Origin of the sequence: Idiomarina sp. HB (genome assembly GCF_048059115.1) — a bacterium.
Taxonomy (GTDB): domain Bacteria; phylum Pseudomonadota; class Gammaproteobacteria; order Enterobacterales; family Alteromonadaceae; genus Idiomarina; species Idiomarina abyssalis.
The window spans coordinates 306,333-318,028 of the sequence record NZ_JAYLVU010000004.1 but is presented as its reverse complement, the minus strand read 5'-3'; the positions used below and the strand labels follow the sequence as shown (position 1 = coordinate 318,028).

Sequence of the window (11,696 nt, the reverse complement as noted above, 5' to 3'; positions counted from 1 at the left end):
CCTGTCATTACATTGTCATAAAAGCTTACTAAGCTTTTGTCTCTGTTGTGATGGGAGGTTTCATGCCTGGGTGTGATTTAAAAAAAGAGCTATTAACCCTTATTCAGGGGAAGCAACTTTACCCTCTATTTCAACCCGTTATAGACACTGTCCGCGGAGTTGTTATTGGCCATGAAGCGCTTATTCGCGGCCCTAAAGGACACTCTCTCGAATCCCCGGATAACTTATTCTCTCTCGCCAGCAAAGTAAGACTATTATCAGAACTGGAACTAGCATGTCGCTCTGCTGCCATGGAAGCATTTCAGAAAAACTCTATGCAGGGTAAACTTTTTCTTAATGTGAATCCCAATGTTCTGCAGGATGACTCTCACCCGCATGGATCGACACTGCGTTTGTCCCAGCAATTTGGCATATCACCAGAACAAATTGTCATTGAAATTTCAGAACGCTACCCAATTGAAGATACCGAAAATCTGAAACACGCCATTATTCACTATCAGAAACTTGGCTTTATGATTGCTATTGACGATTTAGGTGCGGGTTACTCCGGGCTCAAGCTCTGGTCGGAATTACATCCTGACTATGTCAAAATCGATCGCTATTTTATTCAGTCTCTTGAAACATCTTCGGTAAAACGAGAATTTGTGCAAAGTATTCTATCGCTGGCCACAAGTTTACGCACGAAAGTGATCGCAGAGGGCATCGAAACCACAGATGAACTTGAGCAATTACAGTCTATGGGTGTTAATTATTGTCAGGGATTCTTGCTCGGAAAGCCGCAGCTTTATCCGGTACTGGAGGTCTCTTCTTCACTGGTCGTTCCTAATCATTCTGTTGCACTAAACTACCAAACAACTATCGCCAGTGTGGTCGATACCATTCATGGCGTATCAGCGGAAACTCGCTCTTCACAAGTGCTCGACACCTTCACACAAGATAAGACGTTATCCTCCTTGCCCGTTATTTATGAGAAAAAGGTCGTCGGAATTATACGAAGAGAAAAGGTTATGGAATTCTTCTCTGGCTCCTACGGTCATGCTCTTTATGCCAACAAACCGGTTTCTTACATTATGGATGATCGCCCTCTTTCCGTTGACTGGCAAACATCGCTGGAGGAAGTGAGTCAGTTAATTACCGATAATGATGAAGTCGATATTTATCAGCACATTATTGTTACTAAGAGAGATGTTTACTACGGTGTAGCATCCATTAAAAATTTATTACGCAGAATAACCGATTTAAAAGTTACCAACGCACGCCATGCTAACCCTTTAACTCAACTTCCGGGGAACGTAGCTATCAACCAAGTTATAGAAGACCAGCTTTTCCGAGACTGTTCGTTTCAAGTGGCCTACTTTGACTTGAACCATTTTAAGCCTTTTAACGATATTTACGGTTACGAACAAGGCGATCAGATTATTAAATGGTTAGCACAGATACTACAAAAAAATTTATTCAGGCATGGTCATTTTATTGGTCACATTGGCGGAGACGACTTTGTCGCTATTTTCAAAGACACCGATAAAAAACAAACCGAAGAGTTATGTCATAAAATTATCAAAGACTTTGAGCAAGACATTACCCGATTTTATCATCAGGAGCACATTCAGTTAGGGGGAATAAAAGCATTATCCCGTAACGGTAAACCGGCCTTCTACCCATTACTAAGTCTTGCTATTGGTGTGGTTCAGCCAGATCCCTCGGAGTGTTTATCACATCACGATGTCGCACTATTAGCCAGCGAAGCAAAAAAAGAAGCAAAACAATCTGACGGCAGCCACTGCTACATGTGCCACCGTCAAAAACCCAGACGTTTACGCCAGGTTAATCTTCAACAATCAGATCATCTTCAGTATCAGACGCTGAGCTAAATGAGTCATCAGCAAATTTACCACGCCCGTACATACTGGCGACTTTTGGCCGATGAATACGTGCCTGATATTTTGCCCAGACCTTTTCTACATCCGTTACAGGGGCTTGTTCCCCCCGACACGCAGCCAGCAACTCAATATCTTCTTGTAAAACAGGTTCAAACTCTCCCGCCAGCATTGCCGTAATGAGGCAGCCGTAATGGGTCAAAGCATCGCTTTCACGAATAGAGAAATCGCCTGAGCGAGAAAAGCCATAAGGGTAGTTGCGGAAATCGTTAAACGGTTTCTTTAACAATACTTCACGGGTCATCTTGGTCATGTGTAAGCCCTTCCTACAGACTAAAACCGAACAAAAAGTCTGTCGTTGTATACGACAAAGACGATATAGAGCGATATCGAACTTTTGTCAACGAAAATTTTTGTAAAATACCTTTTAACAAAGGGTTGTAGCACCTATAAATTAGCCCTGTGTAATAAGTTATGTCATTTTATTTCGTAAATAAAAAGGAAGGGCACTATGAATAAATTAATGTTGACGGCACTAGCCACCGCCACGTTAGGGCTAGTCGCATGCGGGGGCTCTGACAGTGATGACAATAACACCGATACCGCACAATTTTCCCTCGGCATTAGTGACGCCCCGGTCGACAACGCTGAGTCTGTTGTTGCCTGCTTTAACGCAGTTGAACTTACCGGTAATGGCGACGAGCCCCGCACTTTCACCGTCGGCGAGGATATTGAGGCCCCTGAAGAGAATGACCTTTGTACCGACGAAGATGGCCAACCCATTGCAAATACCATTGGCATCGACTTGCTGGAGTTTACGGGCAATGACTCGATGGTTTTTCTTGAAAACGCAGAAATTGATGCGGGTCAGTACGGACAGCTAAGACTGGTCATGGCTGAAGGTTCTTACATCATGACAGACACCAACGATGATGGTGAAGCTGAAAAAGTTGCCGTACAAGTCCCTTCAAACGAGTTGAAGTTAGACGGTTTTGTTGCCGATGCAGGCGGAAACCTTAACTTTACCGTTGAGTTTGATTTGCGCCACGCCATGACTAACCCAGTCGGCCAGGATCACTACATCCTTAAGCCGCGCGGCGTTCGTCTGGTTGATAACTCTGCTGTTGGTCACCTGAAAGGTACTGTTGCTGAAGGTGCGTTGCTATTTAACGAAACCTGTACCGTAGCACCGGAAAACACAGAAGAACCGGTAGCTTATGTTTATCTCTACGAAGGCAGTGACCTTGATGAAACAACCTTAGCTGATAACGGCGGTTCGGAAGAAAACGAACCTTATGCCAGCACAGCGGTTTATTTTGACGGGGTAGACACCTACGACTTCTCTATAGGTTTTGTTGCGGCAGGAGACTACACAGCTGCGCTTACCTGTAATGGTGGGGACGATCCGGAAGCCGATGATGACGTGAACTTTTTCTTAACCGAGAACGTCACTATTGAAGAATCTAGCGAGCCACAGGAATTAGAGTTTGTTGGTGCAGCTGAGGAATAAAGGCATTCGATAGTTTTGGCTACAGGGACGTAGCCTTCCTCTTACCAAAAACCAAATGCTGACCCCAGACTTCTGCCACTGAGCAACACCGAAATTAAAAAGATGACTGCAGCCAGCATATTTTGCAAAGCGGAGTTACGGTAATTGCCTAACATCGAACTCTGACAAAGCCACCACAGAAATCCGACAATAACTGGCAGTAAAATCCCATTCGCAACCTGAGCAAACCAAATAACCGTTACCGGCTTTATGCCAACGCTTGAAATAACAATACCTATTAGCAAAATCGATAGCCAAACCGTTCTGAAAGCCCTGCTTCGTAAATTAACCGACCAACCCATAATGCCGCATAATGCATAAGCACTGGCTAAAGGCGCCGTTGTCGCCGATGAAATGCCCGCAGCGAATAACCCGATTGCCATTAAGTAAGTAGCCCCGTCGCCAAAAAGTGGACGCAGCGATCCGGCTAAATCTCCTGCACTTTCAATTGTCACTTGCTGGCCAAAGAAGGCCGAAGCTGCAGTGGCAACAATAGCCATAGAAATAAGACCACCAAAAGGTATTGAAAGAAAAAGGTCCCGACGGGCAGCTGAAAGGTCATTCGGAGATTGCCATTTTTTAGACACACTGGAGGCATGCAGGAAAATATTATACGGAACTACCGTGGTACCAATTAGCGCAACGACAGTGAGCGTCGCTCCGGTAGGCAATGAAAACCCAAAGGTACCTTTAAATACAGCACTCCAGTCTGGAGCTGTTAATAAAAAGGTGCCGATAAAGGCCACGCTCATTAGCAGAACCATTCCAATCAGGGCCTTCTCGATTACCCTGGCGTTACCCGACCAGAGTATCAGTAGTGCAATAATACCAATGACAAGCGCCCAGGCATTGCTCAGCCAAGCATCCAGTATTGGTACCGGCCCAAGTAGCTCACCAGCACCTAAACTGGCTCCGGAAAGGTTTCCGCCCTGATAAACACTATTGCCAATAGCAATAGCGCTAAAAATGAGAATTAATGCCAACCAACGAAGCCAGCCAGAGGTGAGGTTATTACGGATGTTTTCGCCAAGCCCGGCTTGTGTCACCAAACCAATGCGGGCCGACATTTCCTGAAGAATAACGCAGGCCACAATAGAGAACAGTAAAGCCCACAGCAATGCGTAACCAAAGTTTGCTCCGGCCAGCGACGCTGTAACAACGGTTCCCGGCCCAATAAATGCCGCGGCTACTAGCGCACCAGGCCCGAACTGAGAGAGTTTCAACATAACCTAAACAGACTTTCTCGCGGATTGAGGGCCTTCAATAGTCACCATTGAAATCCAGTTTTTATTCAGTGCCTCGGATAAGTCCGACTCAAGCACAGAGCGAGCCGTGCCGTACTCAACATATAAATCGGTGACGCCACAGGCTCTATTACGGCCATGAGCTTTACCTGTATACAGTGCCATATCGGCAACCTGAAGGACCTTCTCCCAATCCATTTCATGTTCCGGTATGTCGGCAAACGGCAGGCGAATAAAGCCTATAGTAGTTGTCACAAAAATTTCCTGTCCTTCGTAAGCAATCGGCTCTTTCGCTATCGCTTTCAAAATTCTTTCGCTCATTTCTTCCAGGTCTGCACTGCTTACGTTACGAACAAGAAAGAGAAATTCCTCACCGCCCCAACGGATCAGTTTATCGCTTGCACGACACTCTTTTTGTAAGCGTTGACTGATTTCAATCAATACTTTATCACCGGCCGCGTGCCCATATTTGTCATTAATGCGTTTAAAAAAGTCGATATCAAGCAGAATAAGGCCATCGGAATGGGCCGCCGCTTCGCGTCTCTCACCATGCTGTTTACGCGCTTCCATTTCTTCCTGAAGAGCACGGCGGTTCCACAAGCCAGTAAGAGGGTCTCTACGTGACTGATCAGCCAACAAGTTATTAGCTTCTTTTAATCTTAAGTTGGCGCGTCGGGCTTTGCGGTACATTAGAAAAACAAATAAAGCAGCGAATACAGCAACAATCCCCAATAACAACCAAATTAGGTTTCTCTGTTCGTTAATCTCCAGTAACTGCTGTTTAAGTTCGTTTTGGCGCTCCAGCAACTCAATCTGCTGCTCTTTATCTTTGCTTTCATAAAGCTGCTGTAAATTAGCCAGGTTCTGCTGTTGATCACTTTGATAGAGCTCTTCCATCAACTCCATCTGCTGTTTTAGAGTCTCGGCCTGTTTTTGATGTTGCCCGGCAAGCTCATAGGCTTCAGCAAGCTCGCCAAGTAACCCTTCAACTTCCGTTTTTATGTCTTCCTCACGATAAAACTCAACCGCTTCGCGCATTTCTTCAAGGCCGGCTTCCGTGTTGCCCTGATGCACATCAATGAAGCCTAAATTGAAATGGATGGTCTGTGCCATCCAGATATCTTCGACTTCTTCGGCCAACTCCAAAGCTTCTCGTAAATGACTTCGGGCTTCTTCCCACTTTTTTTCAGACATGTAGTGGTCACCGTAATTATTTAAAATAACGGGTAGTAAATACTCTCGTTCATCTTTAACTGCCGCTTGGTAAGCTTTTCTTAACGAAACAAGAGAAGCTTCTCGTTCGTCCATTTCCGCTTCAATATAAGATTTGTGCAGGTAAAAATCTGGCAAGTCGTATTCCAGCTCGTTCTGCTTAGCGCTTTGAATTGCTTTATTAATTGTTTTTAACGACCCTTCCCAATTTTTCAACTCAGACTGAATAATTGCGATTGAGTAGTCCAGATATTGTTGACGGATGGGCGTTCTTTCATTGTTCGTTTCGTTGACGGCACCCTGAGCCAGCAGCAAGTGACGCAAAGCATCATCGTAACGGTTCCAGTCAGCATAGATTCTCGAAATAAGGTTGTGACCGTAATAACGAACCCTTGGCATACGAGAGTTAGAAAGGGGAATCTCAACATCGTTGAGCAGCAAAAACGCTTCGCCGTACTTACCTTCCATTTGAAGTATTTCAACTCGCGTCGCCTGAGCTTCAGCTTTTACATCAGAAATTTCACTGTTTTCAGCAAGAGCCAGCAGTTCATCCAGTTTTTCGAAAGCTAACTCGGTTTCACCCTCGTAGTAATACCAGGACACTTCATAGCTTTTAGCTCTGGCCCGGGTAGCTACGGGCGTTTTCGGCGAAATATCTTCCAGCACATTAAACAAAATAGCTCTCGAGTCTTCCTCTTCACCCAGAGAGTTAAGGTAATCATCCAGCTGCTCCTCCATGGCCATATCGACCGGAACACCGTTAATATTTTCTGTCGAAGGCTGAGCTGAGACGGACCCAAAACTTACCAGCAGAAAAAACGCTGAAGCGGCTAAGCAATAGTTGACCCATTTCTTGTTTTTATTTTTCATGGGAGCGAGTCCGTTCAATGATTAATTAACGACCAAGTTTATCTCAATTTGAATGATTGCACAAAGCTAATCACTGAGGTAAAACAGCAGTATGACAACGACAAAGTTAGACTGGTCGAAGATACTTAAGTCAGGGCAAAGAATCTTTATTGGCTCTCACGCTGCGGTGCCAACCGCGCTTATCGATGACCTGATAGAAAACGCAAAAAATCTGCATGATATTGAAATTGTGCAGTTAATGACGCTGTCCGACAATAAGTGGGCCGGTCCGCAGTACCAGCAGTTGTTTAAGGTCAATACCTTTTTTATTGGTGGCGATACCGTAAGAACCGCGGTGAATGAAGGCCGTGCGGATTATACCCCCAGCTTTATTTCCGATATTCCCAACCTGTTTAATAACGGCATTCTGCCATTAGATGCCGCTTTAATTATGGTCAGTCCTGCAGACAAGTACGGCTACCATTCAATGGGGGTTTCAGTCGACGTGGTCGCCGCCGCTGCTAAATCTGCCAAGACCGTTATTGCCCAGGTGAACCCTAATATGCCGGTCACTTACGGACAGTCTTTTCTGCACACGAATCAAATTAATTACTTTTGGGAACATGCAGCACCTCTGCCCGAACTGCCACCACCCAGCCTTGAAGACAGTAAAATCATTGAGCGGATAGGCCAATACATTGCGCTGCTGGTTGATAATGGCTCTACGCTTCAAATTGGTGTCGGTACTATTTGCGCTGCGGCACTGCGTTACTTAAGTAACCATAAGGACTTGGGCATTCACAGCGAGCTTATTACTGACGACGTCATGCATTTAATGCTCAAAGGAGTCATTAATAACCGCAAAAAAACCTTCCACCCGAATAAAATTGTGACCAGCTTCTGCATGGGGTCAAAAGCCCTTTATGACTTTGTTGACCACAACCCACATGTCGGTTTTTATCCCAGTGAATATGTAAATTCACCAGCAAACGTTGCCCGTAATGACAAATTAATAGCAATTAACAGCGCCATTGAGGTGGATTTAACCGGACAAATCGTATCGGACTCTATTGGCCACCAGTTTTACAGCGGTATTGGTGGGCAAGTGGACTTCAGTCGTGGAGCGTCTTTAAGTAAAGGCGGTAAACCCGTTATCGCTCTACCTTCAACAACACAAGACGGTAAGGTGTCACGCATTGTCCCATTCATTCGGGAAGGCGCAGGTGTAGTAACAACGCGCGGGCACGTACACTATGTCGTCACCGAATTTGGCGTCGCTTCATTGCGGGGAAAAAGTATTCGCGAGCGGGCTATGGAGCTAATTCGCGTTGCTCACCCTAAATTCCGTAGCCACCTGTTGCAGGAAGTTCGTAAACATTATTGGGTTCCCCACTATCAGCAACAAACACCAGTTGATGTGCCGGAGTTAGGCGATATTGGCTTTAAAAAGCTCAAAATTAATAACGAATCTTTTGATTTAAGACCGCTTTATCCGTCGGATGAACGTCGGCTGCAGGAGTTCTTTTATTCTCATACGAAAGAAACTCTACAACTGCGCTACAACGCCGTACCCACAACCATGACCCGGGAAAAATCCTGCACCTTGGTCAGTGTTGACCAGTCGAAAGATCTTGCCTTGTGTATTGTGCATCAAAAAGGCTCTGCGGTTCAGATTCAGGCGGTTGGGCGTTACTACTACATCGAGTCGCAAAATAGTTGCGAGGTCGCTTTTGTGACCCGCGAGAAATACCAGGGCCGCGGCATGGCGGGCAAGCTCTTAGATGAAATGATTCGCATAGCACGCGAGCGTGGCCTGAACAGTATGCAAGCCTACGTATTAGCCGCGAATAAACCCATGTTAAGTGTGTTTGAACGGGGCGGCTTCAAACGCTTGCCCAGTGAAGAGCCGGGTGAAGTCTTGCTCAAACTCGATCTTAAACAAGGCAGTGAGTAAATTATGTCGATAGTCGTATTCAGTCATGATGACTGCCTCAAACACATACCCAACGAGCAGCACCCCGAGTGCCCGGCCCGTATTGAAGCCATTAATGACCAACTCATTCGCTCCGGCCTCGACTTTGTGCTTATACGAAAAGAAGCAACAGAAGCGCCCTGGGAAGCTATTCAAGTGGCGCATTCCCAAGCACATATCGACTTTATTCGTGCGGAAATTCCTGAGTACGACCATGAATGGATAGATCCGGACACCTTAGTGACACCAGGTAGCTTAACCGCTGCCTTGAAAGCAGCCGGAGCAGCGGTTAATGCGGTTGACGATGTTATGACCACCCTCAACAAACAGGCTTTTTGTGCCGTTCGCCCACCAGGCCACCACGCTTCGCGCTCAAAAGCCATGGGCTTTTGTTTATTCAACAACATTGCCGTTGCGGCGTACCACGCTATTGAAAAACACGGACTTGAGCGCGTTGCCATTGTCGACTTTGACGTACACCACGGCAATGGAACCGAAGACATTGTTCAGGGTGATGACCGTATCTTGTTTTGCTCGTCATTCCAGCAGGCCTTCTACCCATTTACCGGCGAAGACAACAGCGCCGGCAATGTACATAACGTGCCGCTACCAGCTGGTTGCAAAGGCGAACAATGGCAACAAGCCGTTTCAGAAAAATGGTTTCATGCCCTCGACGACTTCCAACCCCAACTGGTGCTTATTTCTGCCGGCTTCGATGGTCACGCAGAAGACGACATGTCACAGTTTCTACTGAAAGAAGAAGACTACCACTGGATAAGCGTTAAGCTGAAAGAAATTGCCGACAAACACTGTGACGGCCGTATCGTATCTACGCTTGAAGGCGGGTATAATCTCAGCGCGTTAGGCCGCAGTGTTGTTGCGCATTTAAAAGGCTTACTCTAAGCGCACCTCTATTCTTAAAACATTCATAAAAAAGAGTCGAATATTATGGGATTAGTTCTTAAGCTTGTGGCGGGTATTGTCGCCGGTATTCTTATTGGGTTATACATGCCAGAATGGGTCAGCCAACTTCTGCTGACTTTCAAAACACTGTTCGGTCAGCTGCTGTTCTTCACTATCCCATTACTTATTTTGTTCTTCATTACCAGCGGTATTGCCAGCCTGCCGAGCAACTCCGGAAAAATGTTGGGTAAGACCTTAGGCATTGCTTATGCCTCTACCGTTATTGCAGGTATTGTTGCATTTTTCGCTGCCAGCATTGTCGTTCCCTGGCTGACAACCGACGCTCAGAGTGTTTCGACAGAAGCCAAAGCCACTATCGAACCCTTTATTGAGCTGTCGGTTCCACCGCTAATGGAGGTGATGTCAGCACTGGTTTTAGCCTTTATTTTCGGGCTGGGTATTGCCAGTACCAAGGCTGAAAACCTGAAGAAACTGTCGGATCAAGGCCGTGACATTATTGAGCTGCTGTTGGTTAAAGTCATTATTCCTTTACTGCCGCTGTATATTGCCGGCATTTTTGCGGAAATGGCCGTTGCAGGCACGGTGTTTAACACGCTGAAAACCTTTGGTGTTATTCTGATACTCGCTGTCGCCCTGCACTGGGTTTACATTACCTCTATGTACATTATGGCGGGTATAAAAACCGGTCGTTCTCCGCTGTTTTTAATCAAAAACATGCTGCCTGCGTATTTTACGGCACTAGGTACTATGTCCAGCGCAGCCACTATTCCGGTCACCCTACAAAGCGTGCGTAAAAACAAAGTCGATAACGACGTTGCCAACTTTACCGTGCCACTTTGCGCCACCGTTCACTTAGCCGGCTCCACCATTACCATTGTCAGCTGTGCTGTTGCGGTTATGGTTCTGCATAATTCCCTCGCCATTCCCGGGTTCTTTACCATGCTACCGTTTATTTTAATGCTGGGTATTGTCATGTTAGCTGCACCGGGCGTTCCGGGCGGTGCGGTTATGTCGGCGGTTGGCCTGTTAGGTTCCATGCTGAGTTTCGGCGAAACCGCCGTCGCCTTAATGATAGCCTTGTACATGGCACAGGACAGCTTCGGTACCGCCTGTAACATTACTGGTGATGGTGCTATTGCTATGTTTGTGGACAGCTCGAAGAAGAGTTAGCGAACGAATATTGCAGACATTGAGTCGCTGGTACGTATTAAACGAAGTTTAAGCGTACTAGCGATTAAAACTTGGAGCGGGAAACGAGATTCGAACTCGCGACCCCAACCTTGGCAAGGTTGTGCTCTACCAGCTGAGCTATTCCCGCGTATTGGTACTTTTTACAGTATTCTGGAAAGTCTGACGTTGGAGCGGGAAACGAGATTCGAACTCGCGACCCCAACCTTGGCAAGGTTGTGCTCTACCAGCTGAGCTATTCCCGCTTCGTCAGTGCGGCGTGTATTCTACTGATACCACCGATAAGGTCAATAGTTTTTGCGCCGCAATTAGCTTATTTGCTGAAAAAATGCTCTCGGTAATGCTGCAATTCCGCAATAGACTCGCGAATATCAGCCAAAGCTTCATGCGCACCCGACTTTTTGAAGCTATTAACAACCTCCGGTTGCCAGCGTTTTGCCAACTCTTTTAACGTACTGACATCCAGGTTGCGGTAGTGGAAAAAGGCTTCGAGTTCAGGCATGTGCTTCGCTAAAAAACGACGGTCCTGACAAATACTGTTACCGCACATAGGAGAAACCCCGGCATCAACGTATTGTTTTAAAAACTCAATGGTTTCTGCTGCTGCTGTCTTTTCGTCATACTGGCTTTGCTTTATTCGCTCAACCAGGCCTGACCCTGTATGCGTTTTGACATTCCAGTCGTCCATTCTGTCCAGGTATTTTTGAGGTTGATGAATAGCAATGACAGGCCCTTCCGCTAAGGTGTTCAGCTGTGCATCAGTAACAATGGTTGCTACTTCAATAATGTGATGCTCTTCCGGCACCAGCCCGGTCATTTCGAGGTCAATCCAAATTAGGCGTTGTTTCTTGTCGTCTTCTGTCATTACCCTGCTCTCTTAA

General features: G+C 46.2%; 9 protein-coding genes and 2 tRNA genes. 5 read left to right on the top strand and 6 right to left on the bottom strand.

All coding sequences use genetic code 11. From position 1 onward, the window contains the following. Window positions 1-62: 62 nt before the first annotated feature. Entirely contained in the window at window positions 63-1,871 is a 1,809-nt protein-coding gene (locus tag VBY75_RS12560) for a GGDEF domain-containing protein (RefSeq protein ID WP_416512827.1), read from the top strand. Here the strand turns inward: VBY75_RS12560 and maoP are convergent. After that, window positions 1,825-2,190 carry a DUF413 domain-containing protein gene (gene maoP, locus VBY75_RS12555; protein ID WP_222235851.1) on the bottom strand — a complete coding sequence of 122 codons (366 nt, stop codon included), beginning with the start codon at window positions 2,188-2,190 and terminating at the stop codon, window positions 1,825-1,827. The two genes, VBY75_RS12560 and maoP, sit on opposite strands and share 47 nt — an antisense overlap. A gap of 198 nt (window positions 2,191-2,388) precedes the next feature. Between maoP and VBY75_RS12550 the strand changes: the two genes are divergently transcribed. Continuing rightward, on the top strand, window positions 2,389-3,387 hold the full coding sequence (locus VBY75_RS12550; protein WP_222235852.1) for a DUF4382 domain-containing protein: 999 nt from the start codon (window positions 2,389-2,391) through the stop codon (window positions 3,385-3,387). Window positions 3,388-3,428: 41 nt separating this feature from the next. Here VBY75_RS12550 and VBY75_RS12545 read toward each other — a convergent pair whose 3' ends face one another. Together VBY75_RS12545 and VBY75_RS12540 are read right to left on the bottom strand one after the other, a co-directional pair. Then, window positions 3,429-4,652: an Nramp family divalent metal transporter gene (locus VBY75_RS12545; protein ID WP_222235853.1), complete on the bottom strand. Its 1,224-nt coding sequence runs from the start codon at window positions 4,650-4,652 to the stop codon at window positions 3,429-3,431. Between the two features lie 3 nt (window positions 4,653-4,655). Continuing rightward, window positions 4,656-6,752 (bottom strand): diguanylate cyclase domain-containing protein, encoded by a 2,097-nt coding sequence (locus tag VBY75_RS12540; RefSeq protein WP_416512823.1) that lies wholly within the window; start codon window positions 6,750-6,752, stop codon window positions 4,656-4,658. Window positions 6,753-6,843: 91 nt separating this feature from the next. Between VBY75_RS12540 and VBY75_RS12535 the strand changes: the two genes are divergently transcribed. From VBY75_RS12535 to VBY75_RS12525, 3 genes are read left to right on the top strand one after another with little or no spacing between them, the layout of a single operon-like run. After that, on the top strand, window positions 6,844-8,685 hold the full coding sequence (locus tag VBY75_RS12535) for a GNAT family N-acetyltransferase (RefSeq protein ID WP_416512821.1): 1,842 nt from the start codon (window positions 6,844-6,846) through the stop codon (window positions 8,683-8,685). Between the two features lie 3 nt (window positions 8,686-8,688). Further along, the gene (locus VBY75_RS12530) at window positions 8,689-9,606 is read left to right on the top strand and encodes a histone deacetylase family protein (RefSeq protein ID WP_416512819.1); all 918 of its coding nucleotides are present in this window, start codon (window positions 8,689-8,691) and stop codon (window positions 9,604-9,606) included. Between the two features lie 45 nt (window positions 9,607-9,651). After that, window positions 9,652-10,797, top strand: coding sequence for a dicarboxylate/amino acid:cation symporter (locus tag VBY75_RS12525; RefSeq protein WP_416512817.1), 1,146 nt, complete (start codon window positions 9,652-9,654; stop codon window positions 10,795-10,797). A gap of 72 nt (window positions 10,798-10,869) precedes the next feature. Here VBY75_RS12525 and VBY75_RS12520 read toward each other — a convergent pair. From VBY75_RS12520 to orn, 3 genes are all read right to left on the bottom strand, one after another. Beyond that, window positions 10,870-10,945 (bottom strand) — tRNA-Gly (locus tag VBY75_RS12520). A gap of 39 nt (window positions 10,946-10,984) precedes the next feature. Next, window positions 10,985-11,060, bottom strand: a tRNA-Gly gene (locus VBY75_RS12515). Window positions 11,061-11,128: 68 nt separating this feature from the next. Continuing rightward, the gene (gene orn, locus VBY75_RS12510) at window positions 11,129-11,680 is read right to left on the bottom strand and encodes an oligoribonuclease (RefSeq protein ID WP_199493626.1); all 552 of its coding nucleotides are present in this window, start codon (window positions 11,678-11,680) and stop codon (window positions 11,129-11,131) included. Between the last annotated feature and the right edge of the window lie 16 nt (window positions 11,681-11,696).